This window comes from Chthoniobacterales bacterium (genome assembly GCA_018883245.1).
Taxonomy (GTDB): domain Bacteria; phylum Verrucomicrobiota; class Verrucomicrobiia; order Chthoniobacterales; family JACTMZ01; genus JACTMZ01.
Map to the genome: position 1 here is coordinate 33,975 of VEQL01000021.1, position 15,174 is coordinate 49,148.

14 protein-coding genes and 1 tRNA gene are annotated in these 15,174 nt (G+C 62.0%); 6 read left to right on the forward strand and 9 right to left on the reverse strand.

Going from position 1 to position 15,174, the window contains the following annotated elements; all coding sequences use genetic code 11:
• Nucleotides 1-44 precede the first annotated feature (44 nt).
• From pyrR to tgt, 4 genes are read left to right on the forward strand one after another with little or no spacing between them, the layout of a single operon-like run.
• Nucleotides 45-581, forward strand: coding sequence for a bifunctional pyr operon transcriptional regulator/uracil phosphoribosyltransferase PyrR (pyrR, locus tag FGM15_08555; protein ID MBU3665906.1), 537 nt, complete (start codon nt 45-47; stop codon nt 579-581).
• Nucleotides 578-1,516, forward strand: coding sequence for an aspartate carbamoyltransferase catalytic subunit (locus FGM15_08560; GenBank protein MBU3665907.1), 939 nt, complete (start codon nt 578-580; stop codon nt 1,514-1,516). The genes pyrR and FGM15_08560 overlap by 4 nt, the downstream gene beginning before the upstream one ends.
• Nucleotides 1,513-2,793 (forward strand): dihydroorotase, encoded by a 1,281-nt coding sequence (locus FGM15_08565; protein ID MBU3665908.1) that lies wholly within the window; start codon nt 1,513-1,515, stop codon nt 2,791-2,793. Before FGM15_08560 ends, FGM15_08565 begins: the two co-directional genes overlap by 4 nt.
• Nucleotides 2,790-3,926, forward strand: a complete 1,137-nt coding sequence (gene tgt, locus FGM15_08570; protein MBU3665909.1) for a tRNA guanosine(34) transglycosylase Tgt — start codon at nt 2,790-2,792, stop codon at nt 3,924-3,926. The genes FGM15_08565 and tgt overlap by 4 nt, the downstream gene beginning before the upstream one ends.
• A 10-nt stretch (nt 3,927-3,936) precedes the next feature.
• Here the strand turns inward: tgt and FGM15_08575 are convergent, their stop codons facing one another.
• Together FGM15_08575 and FGM15_08580 are read right to left on the reverse strand one after the other, a co-directional pair.
• A complete protein-coding gene (locus FGM15_08575; GenBank protein ID MBU3665910.1) occupies nt 3,937-4,353 on the reverse strand; it encodes an exosortase system-associated protein, TIGR04073 family in 417 nt (138 codons plus the stop codon).
• A gap of 50 nt (nt 4,354-4,403) precedes the next feature.
• A complete protein-coding gene (locus FGM15_08580) occupies nt 4,404-5,015 on the reverse strand; it encodes an HNH endonuclease (GenBank protein MBU3665911.1) in 612 nt (203 codons plus the stop codon).
• A 143-nt stretch (nt 5,016-5,158) separates the two neighbouring features.
• Here FGM15_08580 and FGM15_08585 point away from each other — a divergent pair, with 143 nt between their 5' ends.
• Complete coding sequence (locus tag FGM15_08585) at nt 5,159-7,543, forward strand: tetratricopeptide repeat protein (GenBank protein MBU3665912.1); 2,385 nt, start codon at nt 5,159-5,161, stop codon at nt 7,541-7,543.
• A gap of 30 nt (nt 7,544-7,573) precedes the next feature.
• On the opposite strand, the gene FGM15_08590 is transcribed toward FGM15_08585, so the two are convergent.
• The 7 genes from FGM15_08590 to FGM15_08620 all read right to left on the reverse strand — a co-directional run bounded on the left by FGM15_08590 (nt 7,574) and on the right by FGM15_08620 (nt 14,604).
• The gene (locus FGM15_08590) at nt 7,574-7,828 is read right to left on the reverse strand and encodes a hypothetical protein (protein MBU3665913.1); all 255 of its coding nucleotides are present in this window, start codon (nt 7,826-7,828) and stop codon (nt 7,574-7,576) included.
• 43 nt (nt 7,829-7,871) lie between these two features.
• Nucleotides 7,872-8,534 (reverse strand): HAD family phosphatase, encoded by a 663-nt coding sequence (locus FGM15_08595; GenBank protein ID MBU3665914.1) that lies wholly within the window; start codon nt 8,532-8,534, stop codon nt 7,872-7,874.
• Nucleotides 8,534-10,207 (reverse strand): dihydroxy-acid dehydratase, encoded by a 1,674-nt coding sequence (gene ilvD / locus FGM15_08600; GenBank protein MBU3665915.1) that lies wholly within the window; start codon nt 10,205-10,207, stop codon nt 8,534-8,536. Before ilvD ends, FGM15_08595 begins: the two co-directional genes overlap by 1 nt.
• Before the next feature lie 85 nt (nt 10,208-10,292).
• Complete coding sequence (locus FGM15_08605) at nt 10,293-12,191, reverse strand: hypothetical protein (GenBank protein ID MBU3665916.1); 1,899 nt, start codon at nt 12,189-12,191, stop codon at nt 10,293-10,295.
• A gap of 143 nt (nt 12,192-12,334) precedes the next feature.
• On the reverse strand, nt 12,335-12,589 hold the full coding sequence (locus FGM15_08610) for a hypothetical protein (GenBank protein ID MBU3665917.1): 255 nt from the start codon (nt 12,587-12,589) through the stop codon (nt 12,335-12,337).
• Nucleotides 12,586-14,451, reverse strand: a complete 1,866-nt coding sequence (locus FGM15_08615; GenBank protein ID MBU3665918.1) for a VCBS repeat-containing protein — start codon at nt 14,449-14,451, stop codon at nt 12,586-12,588. Before FGM15_08615 ends, FGM15_08610 begins: the two co-directional genes overlap by 4 nt.
• Before the next feature lie 79 nt (nt 14,452-14,530).
• Nucleotides 14,531-14,604 (reverse strand) — tRNA-Ser (locus FGM15_08620).
• A 33-nt stretch (nt 14,605-14,637) separates the two neighbouring features.
• Here FGM15_08620 and FGM15_08625 point away from each other — a divergent pair.
• The coding region (locus FGM15_08625; protein MBU3665919.1) for a hypothetical protein at nt 14,638-15,174 on the forward strand (537 nt) is incomplete at its 3' end.

Below are 15,174 nucleotides of genomic sequence, written 5' to 3' on the forward strand. Positions count from 1 at the left end.
GCGGTGCTGACGCGCGGGCAGCCTTTGTGGCAGACTCCCCGGGCATGATTTCACCGACCGACCTTCGCCCGCTTCACGATGCGGAGGCCATTAGTCAGGCCGTCGGGCGCGTGGCAGACGCGATCGCGCAGGAGTTGCAAGGCCGCGGTCCGGTTTTTCTCGCGGGCATCCCGACCCGCGGTGCGGTGCTGGCGCAAAGACTGGAAAATTTGCTACGCGCGCGCGGCGTCGACTGCGGATGCGGCACGGTGGATATCTCGATGCACCGCGACGACTTGGGGTTGCGCGGAGGTTTGGTGGAGCTGAAGGGCACCACGCTTCCGGTCGATCTTGAAAATTGGAACGTGGTGCTTGTCGATGACGTGCAGCAGACCGGCCGCACGGCACGTGCGGCCATCGAGGCCGTTCTGGCCTTCGGTCGTCCCAAGAGGATTCTTTACGCCGTCCTGGCCGACCGCGGAGGGCGCGAATTGCCGGTGCGCCCCGATTTCACCGGCCTTGTTCTTTCGGTGCCGGCGTCCGCGCGTGTGCGGGTCCGTTTGGCCGGGGCGGACGAGGGGGAGGAGGGGATTTTCGCGTGACCTCTTGGAATCGCAAAGATCTCACGGACCTCGCGGGACTGTCCGCCGAAGAAATCGTCCACGTGCTCGATACGGCAGTCGAGTTCAAGAGTGTCGGCCAAAGGAAGCTCAAGAAGGTGCCCAGCTTGCGGGGGAAGACGCTGGTGAATCTCTTCGTCGAAGCAAGCACGCGGACCCGCACTTCTTTCGAGTTGGCGGCGGTGCGGTTGAGTGCCGACGTGGTCAATATCACCGCGACAAGCTCCAGCTTGTCGAAGGGCGAGAGTCTCAAGGACACTGCGAAAAATTTGGAAGCATTGTCTGTCGACCTAATCGTCCTGCGGCACGCTGCCGCCGGTGCGCCGCAGTTCCTGGCGGATCGACTTCGTGCCGGAGTCATCAGCGCGGGCGACGGCTCCCACGAACACCCGACTCAGGGATTGCTCGACGTTTTCACCATACGCGAACGCCTCGGTCGCCTTGAAGGCGTCAAAGTCGGTATCGTGGGTGACATCCGCTTCAGCCGTGTGGCGCGGTCGAATATCCATGCGCTGACCAAACTCGGCGCCGAGGTCACGCTCATCGGTCCCCCGACCCTTGTGCCGCGCGAATTCGAGAAACTCGGGGCGCGCATCACCCACCGCCTCGACGACGTGCTTGCCGGTTTGGACGTGATCAATCTCCTGCGCATCCAGCACGAACGGCAGAAAGCCGGCTATTTCCCCGGGACGGGCGAATACGCCGCGCTTTTCGGTCTCAACGCCGCGCGTGCCGCGCGACTCAAACCCGGGGCTTTGGTCATGCATCCGGGGCCGATTCATCGCGGCACTGAATTGGATGGCGCGGTGGCCGACGGACCGCACAGCGTGATTCTCGACCAAGTGACAAACGGCCTCGCCGTGCGCATGGCCGTGCTCTACCTGTGCGCTTCGGTGGCGCAAAAGGAGGACGCATGAGCGCGTGTGTGAACATTCGTGGCGGCCGTGTCATCGATCCGGCCACAGGACGCGACGACAAGGGCGATGTCTTCATTGTGGATGGAAAATTTTCCGATGTTCCCGCGCCCGGAGCGCAGGAGATTGACGCGGCGGGCCTCGTTGTCTGTCCAGGATTCATCGATATCCATGTCCACCTTCGGGAACCGGGGCAATCCGCGAAGGAAACCATCGAAACCGGAACCCGGGCGGCGGCGGCCGGCGGCTTCACGAGCGTCGTGGCCATGCCCAACACCCAACCCGTTGCCGATCACCCGGGTATTATCGCGTGGGTGCAGGAGCGCGCCGCGGCGGCGGGTGCGGTCAATGTTTTCCCCACCGGTGCGATCACGGTCGGTTCGAAAGGTGAACAACTCGCGCCGATCGGCGCGATGGCCGCGGCCGGAATCGTGGCGGTCACGGACGATGGGCGGTGCGTGCAGAACCATGAAGTGATGCGGCGCGCCGCGGAATACTGCCGCATGTTCGACCTTCCACTCTTCGACCACTGCCAGGACACATCGGTGGCGGGGGCCGAGGCTGCGATGCACGAGGGATTCTGGAGCACGGTGCTCGGGCTTCCGGGTTGGCCGCGCATGGCGGAGGAGATCATTGTCGCGCGCGATGCGATGCTTGCAGAACTGACCGGTGCGCGCATCCACTGCCAGCATCTTTCGGCCGCGGGCAGCGTGCGCATCATGCGCGAGGCGCGGGCCCGCGGGGTTTCCCTCAGCGGCGAGGTTTGCCCGCACCACATCGCGCTCACCGATGAATCGCTCAAAGATTACAGCACGGATTTCAAAATGAACCCGCCGCTGCGCGAACAGACGGATATCGACGCCTTGCTTGGCGGTTTGGCGGATGGGACCATCGACATTCTGGCGACGGACCACGCGCCGCACACGGTTTACGAGAAAGAAGTCGAATTCGCCGCCGCGCCTTTTGGTATCGTGGGCCTGGAGACGGCGGTCGGGTTGTTCTGCGAGATTCTCCTCCACCGCACGGGGGCGGTTGATCTTCCGCGGATGGTTGCGATGCTGACGGTGAATCCCGCGCGATTGCTCGGTCTGGATCGCGGGACGCTGGGCGCTGGTAGGCCGGGTGATGTCACCATTCTCGACCCTGCGCGTGAGTGGGTGGTGGACAAGGAACTGTTCGCCACGAAGGGCCGCAACACGCCGTTCCACGGGTGGAAATTGCGCGGGCGCGCGCTGCGCACGATCGTCGGCGGGCGCACGGCTTGGGAAATCTCGCGGTGAGCGCACAACATTTCGAGGTGTTGGCGACGGACGCCTCATCGGCCGCGCGGCGCGGGCGTCTGCGCACCCGTCGGGGAGTGATCGAAACTCCGGTGTTCATGCCGGTGGGAACGCAGGGCACGGTGAAAGCCGTGAGCCCGCGCGAACTCCACGAACTCCGGGCGCAGGTCGTTCTCGGCAACACTTACCACCTCTTTGTGCGTCCCGGTCTCGAGGTGATCCGCAAACTCGGCGGTCTGCACCGCTTCATGGGTTGGGATGGTCCGATTCTCACTGACAGCGGCGGGTTCCAGGTTTTCTCGCTCTCCAAACTCAGGCGCATCACCGAGGAGGGCGTCCATTTCCAAAACCACCTCGACGGTGCGCCCTGCTTCATAGGTCCGGAGACATCAATGGAGATCCAGGACACGCTCGGATCGGATATCGTCATGGCCTTCGACGAGTGCCCTCCGCACCCTTGTCCCCGCGAAGAGGCCGCGCGCAGCCTCGACCTGACACTGCGCTGGGAGCGGAGATGCCTTGATTGGTGGGCGTCGCGCGACCGGAGCGGTCCGCGCCCCTTGCTTTTCGGGATCGTGCAGGGTTCGTCCTACGCGGACCTGCGGGAGAAGTCGGCACGTGATTTGGTGGCGATGGATTGGGACGGCTACGCTGTCGGCGGCGTGAGCGTGGGGGAACCTGAGGAAGAGATGATGAAAGCCGTGGAGAATTCGGTGCCGTGGCTTCCTTCCGACCGGCCGCGCTACGCCATGGGTCTCGGCACTCCGCCGCAATTGGTCGAGATGGTGGCGCGCGGGATCGATATGTTCGACTGCGTCCTGCCCACGCGCGTGGCGCGCAACGGAACGGCATTCACCGACTCGGGAACCCTGAATTTGAAAAATGCGTGCTTCACGCTCGACGAAGGACCGATCGAGGAAGGTTGCACATGCTACGCCTGCGCGAATTTCTCACGTGCTTATGTGCGGCATCTCGTCAAGGCGGAGGAAATCTTGGGCCTGAGGCTGATCACGCTTCACAACCTGCATTTTTACCTCGCCCTCATGGAGCGCATGCGCACCTCGCTGGAGGCGGGAAATTTTTCGGAATTCCGCACTCGCTTCGTGCGCGGTTACAAGCCGCACCGGGAGTGAGGGGACAAGATCAGGGGTCCTGCTGGTCGTCGCGGACGTATGGGTAACGCGTCTCGAAGAGCAACTCCGGCGGGAATTCCGAATATCCGCTCCAGATCCACTGCACGTTGCTGCGGTAGGGAGGCGCATACGTCCCTTTGTAGGTCGGGAAAGGGAAAAGAAGAGTGTCGTAGAGTCCGTAGCCGAGGCGCGCAAGCGTGCGGCCCAGACCGCGGACGATGCCGTAGCTGAAAGCGGCGGAGTTTCCCTCGAAGTAGTTCACCGACATCATGGAATCGGGCAACTCGGTGATGCCGTAGCAGATGTTGCCCAGGCCCCGGCCCAGCTTGCGCGTGGGCCCCCATTCGGAGGAAGGCGGTTGCTGGATGTCGGCGCTGGCCAATGAGGCGGTTGCCACAAGAGCGGCGAGGGCGGGGAGAAATTTCATGGTCCTTTTCTTATCATCGCGATGCCCGCGCTGGCAAGAAAGGAAGGGTCTCAGTCGCCGAGTTCCACATTCCAGCAGCCTACGTCCACGAAATGCCGCCAACTGTCGTGGATTGAAGACGAGTAGGTGAGGTGGATGAACGGACGCCAACGCGGCCGCTTCGGCTCTTTGAGGAGAATCATGTTCGCTTCGTGCGGAAGGCGGTTGCCTTTGCGTGTGTTGCAGGGAATGCACGAGCAGACAACGTTTTCCCAAGTGGTCTGTCCGCCCCTCTGCCTGGGCAAAACATGGTCGAGATTGAGTTCGTGGCGGTCGAGCGTGCGGGCGCAATACTGGCAAGTGTGCGCGTCGCGCTCGTAAATGTTCTGCCGCGTGAACTTGACTTCCTTGCTTGGCAAGCGGTCGAAAAGGACGAGGACGATCACCGTCGGGACTCGGATCTTGAAGCGCACCGATTGGACCATTTCAGCCTCGGGTGACTTTTCTGAAAAGTCGTGCCAGCTGCCGAAGTCGTGGGTGAGGTAATTGTTGTCCGGATCACGCCATACCACCTGCGCGTGGCCTTGGTAGAGCAGGGTGAAAGCCCGGCGTGCGCTGCAGACGTTTACCGCCTGCCAAAGCCGGTTGAGGACCAACACATGCCTTTCGAGCAGGGACTCCATGGGGATTAGCCGGACCCGATTTTCATCCAGAAGCCGACTCCGCGAAACCTACCCGCCCCGACCTCCGCTGTCAAACTGGCCGGAACTCCCGTGCCTGCCCGCCCATTGCATTTTTCCGGCTCCTGAATTAAGTGTTATGGTCCATGAAATCCGGCATTTTGTCGCTCTTGGCGTTTGCGGCAACGGTGGTCCTCGCCGCCGATGTGGCGGCGCAGGATGACCCGGCTGGAATATTTTTTTCCGCTTACCAGGAATACCAGCGTGCGGAGCGGCTCGAGCGCGATGGCCAGCAGTCCGAGGCGGCGGCAAAGTTCCGCTTTGTGGCGAGCCAGTTGGGTCAGCTCAAGTCGCAAAATCCCGACTGGCAGCCGCTGGTCGTGGACTTCCGTCTCAAGAAAACGCAGGAAGCGCTGGTGCGCCTGGAGGGTAGCTTGGATTCGCCGACTCTCGGGCCGCCGCCCGACCTTCCCGACTTGTCGGGTGAGGAGGACACTCTTCCGCCGGTGGCTCCGCCGCGAAAGTCCGCGGGCGCCGCGCCCCCGAGCATTTCCATTTCGGCCGACTCGACAGAGGACCCCGCGTCGCCGGATACACCGGTGGCCGCCGCTCCCGCAGGCGGCGAAGATGCCGGTCAACTGCTCGGGCAACTCGAGGCGGAAAAAAGCCGCGGGGCCGAACTCGAAGAAAAACTGCGCCGCGCCGAGGCCGAGTTCACCGGCGCGAGCATGGAACTCGAGAAAACCAAGGTCCTCGTCACGGACCTCCAGTTCCGGCTGCAGCAGGCCGAGCAGGGCGGAGGAGCAGCGTCGTCCGGCGGCAAAGCGCTCGAGGAAAAATTGGCCGCGGCCATGGCTGACAAAGAGGAAGCCGCAGCACGCATGGCGGAAAGCGCCAAGCAGATCGAGGCGTTGACCGGCGATTTGCAGACAGCGCAAGCCGCGGCCGAATCGCTGAAGGCCGAAGCCGAGCAGGCCAAGTCGCGCGTGGCCGAACTCGAGAAGGAAAAGGAATCGCTTGTTTCGGCGCGCGACGAGGCGGTCGCCCAAGCGGACACCGCCAAGCAGGAGGCGCAGCAACTCACCGCTCGCGTTGCCGAGTTGGAGGCCGAAAGGACGCAGCTGATCGCCGCCCGCGACGAAGCCGAAAAACAGGTTGCCGAGGCCAAGACGGCGCTCGAAAAAAACGCCGAGCTTATCGAGGCCAATCGCCAGCTTGAAAGCAAGCTGACCGAGGCCGCGGCAAAAATCACGGGCATGGAAAGCGATGCCTCCGCCAAAGAGCAGGTCATCGCAGGCTTGCAGGGCGACCTCGACAAGGTGCGTTCCGAATTGGCCGATGCCCAGACCAAGCTCAAGGATGACCGGCATCGTTTCGACGAGTTGCAGGCGATGAACGACCAATTGCTCGCGCAGTATGACGAAGTCACCGGGGCTTTGGCGGCGGTCAAGCTCGGCGACGTCACCGCCGCCGAAGCCAAGCTTATTCAGGAAGAAAACGAGATCCTGCGGGGCATCATCATGCGGCAGATCAAGGAACAGGCGCGCCGCGAGCAGGCCTACCGGCTCGCCCAAGAGGAGATGGAGCGCCTTGAGATCCGCTCGGACACGCTCAACGACAAAATCAACGAACTTGCCAAACCCACGCTCAAGCTCACCGACGCCGAGCAGGAGATGCTCAAGTCTCCGGTGGTCACGCTGCTCGACGCCGACGCGGCAAAGATGTCGGCCCGCGTTGAAGTCCTCAAACCCGAGGTTGACGGTGTGGCCCCTGCGGACAAATCGACGGATGAGCAAAAGCAGGATGGCGAGCTGCAAACCGCCGATTCATCAGCTGCGGTTGACGGACAGTCGCCCGATGCCACGGCGCCGGCGCAGCCGGATGAGTCGTCTGCCCAGTCCCCCGCACCCGGCTCGGAGGCTGCCGCTGCAGCCCAGTCGCTCGATGCCGCCGCGGACCAGTCTCCCGAAACCATCGCACTCGTCAACGAGGCGCGTGACGAGTTTGTTCGCGGCAACTTCGCACGTGCAGAGCAGCTTTACCAGAAGCTGGCGGACCTTCAGCCCAACAACGTGGTTGCATTGGCCAACTTGGGTGTCGCGCAATTCCGCCAAGGCAAACTCACTGCGGCACAGCTTGCCTTGGAAAAAGCAATCAAGGTCGATCCCAACGACGCATTCAGTCTGACCACTCTTGGCGCGGTGATGATCGAGCAAAACCGCAGTGAGGATGCGGTGGCCCTCCTGGAAAAAGCGAACACCGTGGTCGCCGACGATCCGATCACACTCAATTACCTCGGGGTCGCCTCAAGCCAGCTCGGGCAATTTGGAAAAGCCGAGGGTTCCCTGCGCCGTGCCATCACCGTGAAGCCGGACTATGCCGAGGCGCATTTCAACCTTGCTGTCATCTACGCCACGGCCAAGCCCCCTTCGATCGCCTTGGCGAAACGTCACTACGAAAAGGCTCTCGAGCTGGGCGCCGGACCCGATAAAAGGCTGGCGTCAATGTTGCAAAAGACGCCCGGAAGTTAGGCGCGTGAAGCCGGAAAGGGTGGCGACCTCTCAGCAGTCCGCGCTCTCGCAGGCCGCATCGACGCGGTCGGCGGCTGACTCCAACTGAACCTTGATATCGTGCAGCGCCTTCCAAGACTCGGCGATGTCCGGTCCCCACTCGCCCTCGAGACCTTCGAGCTTGGCGTTGGGCGAAGGGTGACAGGCAAGATTCTCCTCGATCAGACAGGCGATGGTTCTCAGTGCGGGGCCGTGGTAAGGGAGGTGCAACTTGAGTCGGTGTGAGATCACGTTCGAAGTGGCCATGACCGACTTTTCCATTGATCGGGCCGCTGTGCAAGCGGTTGGGTCAGGATTTTTTCGCCTGCGCCATGTCGCGCAGAAGTGCGGGGTTTGCCTCCGCCAGACTTCCCACCGCCTTGTCGGCCTCTTTCAATGAAGAAAGAGGTTCGGTCGTGGCCACGGCAAGGACGGGCATCCCCGCGCGATTGGCCGCCTCCAAACCGACGAGCGCATCTTCGATCACAACACAGTCGGTCGGCGGCACGCCCAGACGCTTCGCTGCGAGCAGGAAAATGGAGGGATCGGGCTTGCCGTGGGTGACGTCCTCGCCCGAGACGATGACGCGGAAGAAACGCCGAAGGTCCATCAAGTCGAGGAGCAAGTCGAGGTTTGCGCGCTCGGTGGAAGATCCGATAGCGCAGGGGATTTTTTCCGCCTCCAGTGAGACCAAGAGTTCGCGCACTCCGGGGAGGGGATGGATGCCGTGTTCGCGAACCAAAGCCCGGTAGATTTCCTCCTTCTCGCGCGCCAAGGCGTCCACCTCCGCCGGGTCCGTGGCCCATCCGAGATCGGGGATGATCACGTTGTTCTTTTTTCCGAAGCCCCGCTTGAAGTGCCCCGGCGGCAGGGGCAGTGCGCGTTTTGCAGCAAGGATCTCCCAGCTGCGCTCATGGTGAGAGGAGGAATCGACGACGACGCCGTCCCAGTCGAAAATGACCGCGCGGAGCATCAGAACCCCGCGTCGGTCACGGCCCCCTGCGAGGCTGTGGTCACGTGGTCCGCGTATTTGGCGAGGATTCCCCGGCGGTAGTGCGGCGCCGGGCGCTTCCACTTGGCGCGCCGCTTTTTCAGTTCTGCGGCGGTGACATCCAATGTAAGCGTGTGTTTCACGGCATCGATCTCGATGGTGTCGCCGTTCTTCACAAGCGCAAGCGGACCGCCGTCGAATGCCTCGGGGGTGATGTGGCCGACGACAAAGCCGTGCGTTCCCCCGGAAAAGCGGCCGTCGGTGATGAGCGCGACATCCGTGCCGAGTCCTTTGCCCATCACGGCCGATGTCGGGGCCAGCATTTCGCGCATGCCCGGGCCGCCCTTGGGTCCCTCGTAGCGAATGACAACGACATCACCCTTCCTGACGGTGCCGTCGAGGATTGCAGCGAGCACTTTCTCTTCCGACTCGAAGACGCGCGCCTTGCCGCGGAACTTTTCACCCTCCTTGCCGGAAATTTTCGCGACCGCACCACCCGGAGCCAGATTCCCGTAGAGAATGACAAGGTGGCTGTTTTTTTTGATCGGATCCGAGAGCGGGCGGACGATCTTCTGGCCCTTCGGATAGGCCGGGAATGCCGCGAGGTTCTGCTTGAGCGTCTTGCCGGTCACGGTGAGGCAGTCGCCATGGAGCAGCTTTGCCGCGAGCAACTCTTTCATCATCGGCACGATGCCGCCGATAGCCACCAACTCGGACACGACGAACTTGCCGCTCGGCTTGAGGTCGGCAAGCACAGGGACGCGCTTTCCGATGCGTGTGAAGTCATCGATCGAGAGTTTCACATTGGCTGCGTGGGCCATGGCGAGGAGGTGGAGCACGGCGTTTGTCGATCCGCCCAGAGCGATGACGACCGTGATCGCGTTCTCGAAGGCTTCGCGCGTCATGATGTCGGAAGGGCGGATGCCGCGGCGCAGGAGATTGAGAACCGCCGCGCCCGCTTCACGGGCATCCTGCTTTTTGTGTTTGGAGACAGCGGCCTGCGCCGAACTGTTCGGCAGGCTCATGCCCATGGCTTCAATGGCGGATGCCATGGTGTTGGCGGTATACATTCCGCCGCACGATCCCGCTCCGGGGATGGCGCAAGATTCGATTTTTTGCAGCTGACGGTCGTCGATGGAATGAGCCGCACGTTTGCCCACGGCCTCGAAAACCGAAACGATGTCGAGATTTTGTCCGTTGAGGCACCCGGGAAGGATGGTGCCGCCATAAACGAAGACCGCGGGGCGGTTCAGACGTGAAATGGCGATCATGCATCCCGGCATGTTTTTGTCGCAGCCTCCGATTGCCACAAAGCCGTCGAACCCTTCGCACCCGACCACGGTTTCGACCGAGTCGGCGATTACTTCGCGCGAAACGAGCGAGTATTTCATCCCCTCGGTGCCCATCGATATGCCGTCGGAGATCGTGATGGTGTTGAAAATTGTCGCTTTGCCTCCGGCGGCGTTGATGCCGCCGGCCGCTTCGCGCGCGAGTTCGTCGATGTGCATGTTGCACGGCGTGACCATGCTCCATGTGGAGGCGACGCCGACCTGCGGCTTGGCAAAATCGCTCTCGCGGTAGCCCACGGCGTAGAGCATGGCTCGGCTCGGGGCGCGTTCCGGCCCGTCGAGAACGGGGGACGAGTAGCGGCGCATTTCGGATTTGGCGGGTCGGGCGGATTTTTTCTTCACGTCCGGAAATGTAAGCCGCGGGCTGCCGCGCGTTAAGCAGAAACGGAAGTCACGGCCTCTCCGCCGCCGCGCGGACGCGCTCGACTTCTTCGCGGATCTGTTCGCGCTGCCTGTCGGATAATCCCGGCGCCGCGGCGGCTTTCTCCAAGGCCCGCAAGGCCGGACGACCCAAGCCCTGCTTGGCGTAGGATTGACCGAGGTAGAGCTGGTAGAAGCTCGCATCGCCGCCCCGCCCCTCCGTCAACGCGACGAGTTTTTCGAGTATTTCCGCCTCGCTTTGCAATGCGCGTGCGGCGTTCGCGGCGCGGGCCGCGAGCCACAACGCACCGGCATCGCCCGGCGCCAAAGTCATCAGGCGCCTTGCGCAGGCGTAGGCGTCGTCCGATTGCCCCGCGTGCAGCAATGCCTCGGTGCGTGATTCCCATGCCTCCGGAAGCGAAGGATCCAGCTGCGTTGCGAGTGCGGACATCTTCACCGCCTCGCGCACATCTCCCGCGGACACGAGCACGAGCGCCCGCGCGGCAGCCGCCACGGCAGAGTGGTCGGAACTTTTCACGGATGCCGCGGAAAGTTCGTCCGCTTCGGGCACGGCACCTGCAGCCAGACAGGCCAAGGCGGAGCCGGCGAGAAATACCGACTTGTTCGCGCCGCCCCACATCTCGCGTGCGGCCTGCCGCGCGGGCTCCGTGGCAAATTCCCCCGTTCGCGGCGCGCGGGTAAAAACAACTCCCGTTGCGTCCGCGGCAGTCAGCCTCCAATCGGCCGACTCTCCAAGGTGTCGGGCCAATGGCGCATAATCGGATTTTTCGCCAAGAAGCCAGACCGACTTGTATCTCTCGCGGCGGTCTTGCTCCCGCCAGAGAGACGGTTCGCGTCCGAGCCGGAGCATCGCCGCATCGTCTTGCCCGGAACCCGCCGGTGGCAGTGGGCCGGCGAACCGCGCCAGAGCCCGTCCGCGCGGGTTGATGTAAATTGGACCGTCATGCTCGGGCTGCCTTGTCAGCGTCGGCATGACAACCGCGTCGCTCATCGCCAAGCTATACCACTTAGGCAATGCGCGGGCGGCGGTGGCGGATGCAAGCGCGACCGCGCAAACAAGCAGTGCGGACTGCATCCACCAACGGATGTTCAGGCCGCTGCGGCGCAGTTGCTCCTTCGCTTGGACCCAGCACGGAATCATGAATAGTGCCGCCGGCCAGAGAAACTCGGTTTGGCCAAACGTGGAGCAAAGAAAAAGCAAAGAGGGCGCGGCAGCAGCCCCGATGGCCCTGTCCTGTGCGAGCGAGCGCCACGCCAGCGGCAGGCAAGCCAGACTTGCCAAGAGAGCGATGACCGCCTCCGGGGACAAATCCGGCTGCGGCGACCAGCAGGCAAAGATCTGTGTATTCGACCAGACGGACATTCCCCATGGCGTGAGTTGGCAGGCCAAAAAGCCCAAGCCGGTCGCGAGCAAGATTTGCCGGCGTGGCATGACGCGGGACAGGTCCAGAAGAAGCGCCGCGACGACCGGCAGGGCTCCGGGTGACAGCCAAGAAGACAGCCATGCGGCGCAGACAATCGCCGCAACGCTGAGCGGTGCGGATTTTCCTAATGCAACCAAGCGTGCGACCGACAAAACCAGCACTGCCAAGCCGAATCCGGCGAGGCCCGAAGAAGAGCTGGAAAGCACAACCGCAAGCAGTGCGGGAACAAGCGGCGTCAACCCCCTCCACGCGCGGTCGGGTAGTTGCATGAGCCAGCAAACCAGTGACGCCCACGCCACAACGACGTGTGCGTTCTGCCAACCGCGAGGGCCGAAAAGGGAATAAGGCGGCTGTGCAAATATTGAAAAGACCGCGGACGGATGCCAGGCCGAGGGGCCGGAAAGTTTCCACGCGCCGATTGTTTCGGCGATGTTCGAGCCGATCGTGTCCGGACCGCGGATCGCAACCAGGGCGGCGAGAGTCAACAGCGCCGAGAAAAGCACCCCTGCAGCCCTCTTCCAACCCGGGCGCTTGTCTGTTCGTTCAGTTCGCGTCACCAGCGGATGAGATTAAACAAGCGGGTGGCTTTTGTCGCGCCCGCTTCGGGACCTCGCCCCGACTGCGAGGCTCAATCTTCAGAGACCTTCACCACGGATTGGCCGGGGCGACGCGCCACATTCACCGAGACGGGCGTGTCGTCGTCATCATCCACCCCGCCGATCTGGACCGTGGGTCCGAACGGAACCGTGCGGATGTTCAATCCCGAAGCGTTTTGCGAGACATGCGGCGAGCAACCTGCGCCAGCCACGACGACCATGGCCGCCGTGGCAGCGAGTATTTTCGGGGTCGGGGTTTTCATTGCTTCGTTCGTGATCGATCTCATGCGGAAGGGACCAACTTAATGTCATCAAGATACAGCACGCCGTCGGGTGCCATGAGTTCGAATATGATTTCGATGACACCTTCCGAGGTGAGCTTTTCTTTGTTCAGCTCGCGCTCGTTTTTGAAATCAACCTTGATCTGCTTGTTGACGGTTCCCCATGAGGATCCGGCGCTGAAATCAAAGGATTCGTTGCGGGCTTCAGCGATCGCGTTCGCTTTCCTTTCCACGGCCCCGCGTTCTTTCCGCACAAGGCGGTCCTCGCCCAGTTTTTTGTAGCCGCGCCATGCAATGGTCACTTTTTCGTTCGAAACTTTCGCACCTTTTGCCTGGAAGCTGAATGTGTATGTCTTGCCGATCTCTAATTGGATACTCTGGCGGATGATAAAAATGTTGGGCGGGCTTATCCGCCCGCGCTCCTCGGCGGATGCCCGGAAAAGAGCGTCATCGTCCGGCGCTTGCCCAGTGTTTCCGGACGCCGTCGAGCTCCATATCGGCCGTGGCATCACTTTGTTGGGACATGGTGCGTATCCGAGTTTGAGCACTTTGGAACCCTCGCGCGGTTCCGCGCTGGCGTCTTCCTGGGATCCCACACAACTCGCGTAGGCGAAAAAATTGCCTTTCATCAGACCGACTTCGATGTCCCACTGCGAAGGCAAGAGCCAGACGCCGGGTGTCGGCGCGGTGCCTTTTAGGTCGGCGGGAGTTTCGAACTTCGGCTGCTCCTTCGTTCCTTTATTGGCAAGCCACATCATGCGGCCGGTGTTCTTTCCCGTGACCAGATCGAATAACCCGTCGCCGTTCAGATCGCCCGCAGCTATTGCGTGGATTCCCGCGCCAAGAACCAGCGCCTGGTTTTCGTCTTGGGTGAGGCCGCCGCTCTTCGCCAGATACCCGGAAGGTTTGATCGTGTCTCCGAATTTCCACCCTTGCGGCCGCAAATAAGCGGTGAGACGTCCGCGCCGGTCGGCCACAACCAAATCGAGTTGGCCGTCGCCGTTGGCATCGGCCAAAGCCGGGCGCAGTTGCTCCCGACCTTCGCCCAGAGCCAAAGGCTGGCGTTTTTCTTCGCTGAACATCGGGGCCAGTGCCGTGCCAGAATTCAGAAAAAGGTGCACATTATTGGCTGAGTAAGAGCCTTCGCCGACGAGAAGATCGGGCTTCTTGTCGCCGTCCCAGTCATACATCAAAGGCGCAAAGACATTCCCCCACCGGGAATCCGGGTTCTTCGTGAGTTTCAGATTGGCTTTCGCCAACGATTGTGGTTGAGCAAACAGCGGTGCCTTGGCGCTCCCGGTATTGGGGATGAGAAATATCTCGCCGTTGTAGGTGCCGGCGACCAAGTCGAGTTTCCCGGCGTTGCCGTTGTCCGCGAGGGCAACAGACACACCTTTGCGCCTGTTGACCCAAAGATAACCCCAGCGCCCCGCCTCGACTCCCCCGAATGTGGGAAGCGTCCACGGCGGCTGACCCTCACGAAGCGCGAGGTAGGGCATGGTCAGTTCCCCGAAGGTGAACTTGGGTTCCGTCGCCGTCCCGCTGTTGAAATAAATGCGGATGTAGCCGACGGGATCCGAGGCAAGGATATCCGGTAAATTGTCCCCATTGAGGTCACCGATGGCGGGAGAAATCGGAAGCGGCGTGTCGGCTATGTTTCCGCTTTCGTTCAGAACCGGCATTTGCGTGCGAAAACCGGCCAGATTTCCATCCTTGTCAATGCCGCTCCAGAGATTCGGGGACTGAAATGACCGCTCGAAACCTCCATTCAGCACGGTCCTCACCGGTGGCGGCGGCGCCGCGGGTTTCTCTGCGTGAACTGTTGACGCAGCAAGGCAGAGCAATGCGGCTGTCCGGGGAAAATTCATCGTCGAGAAGCTAAACGAATCTGCTCCTTTGCGCGAGCAGACAGTTGCAGTGCTTGCCTCGCTGCGGCGGTTGGCGCGATGGTGCGCGATACAGGGTTCGAACCTGTGACCCCTACCGTGTCAAGGTAGCTGTTCTACTCTGTTAAGGCTTGCAAAGTGCCAACGAAGTGCCAATAAATCGCGCTGATGAAGACGAAAACACTCCGCAAAAGCAAAGCCAACGGAAAGCAGGACGAGACGCATCAATGGCCGTTTATCCGTTGGATCGAATCCCGTCAACGCTGGATGGTCGATGCGCGCACCGCCACCGGGGGCGAGCGCAAATTCTACGCGACCAAAGACGAAGCCGAGGGCGCGGCGATCATCGCCCGCACCAAGCGGCAGAATGAAGGCGCATCGGCTTTCGACCACGAGGAATTGAGCCGCTACGGATGGACAATTCAGCGCGCGATTAAGTTTGCGCTCGATCACTTGAAGCGCCAATCGGCGAGCGTGGCCGTGACTGATGCGGTCAAAAGCCTGTTGGAAAGCAAACGCGCGGCGGGGCGGGACGAGAATTATTGCACCCGCCTTTCGATCAATCTGGGCAAACTCACCGAGGCCTTCCCGGACAAGACCATTGCCAGCATCGGCACTCTCGATCTGGGTGCGTTCCTCACCAAGTTGCCCCTTGCTCCCGGCACGAAGAACACCGTCCGCTCCGACTGCGCGACCCTCTGGAGC

Coding starts and splice junctions, on each gene's coding strand:
- pyrR (MBU3665906.1), top strand. CDS start 45: ATGATTTCACCGACCGACCTTCGCCCGCTTCACGATGCGGAGGCCATT.
- FGM15_08565 (MBU3665908.1), top strand. CDS start 1,513: ATGAGCGCGTGTGTGAACATTCGTGGCGGCCGTGTCATCGATCCGGCC.
- FGM15_08575 (MBU3665910.1), bottom strand. CDS start 4,353: ATGAAATTTCTCCCCGCCCTCGCCGCTCTTGTGGCAACCGCCTCATTG.
- FGM15_08580 (MBU3665911.1), bottom strand. CDS start 5,015: ATGGAGTCCCTGCTCGAAAGGCATGTGTTGGTCCTCAACCGGCTTTGG.
- FGM15_08585 (MBU3665912.1), top strand. CDS start 5,159: ATGAAATCCGGCATTTTGTCGCTCTTGGCGTTTGCGGCAACGGTGGTC.
- FGM15_08590 (MBU3665913.1), bottom strand. CDS start 7,828: ATGGCCACTTCGAACGTGATCTCACACCGACTCAAGTTGCACCTCCCT.
- FGM15_08595 (MBU3665914.1), bottom strand. CDS start 8,534: ATGCTCCGCGCGGTCATTTTCGACTGGGACGGCGTCGTCGTCGATTCC.
- ilvD (MBU3665915.1), bottom strand. CDS start 10,207: ATGCGCCGCTACTCGTCCCCCGTTCTCGACGGGCCGGAACGCGCCCCG.
- FGM15_08610 (MBU3665917.1), bottom strand. CDS start 12,589: ATGAGATCGATCACGAACGAAGCAATGAAAACCCCGACCCCGAAAATA.
- FGM15_08615 (MBU3665918.1), bottom strand. CDS start 14,451: ATGAATTTTCCCCGGACAGCCGCATTGCTCTGCCTTGCTGCGTCAACA.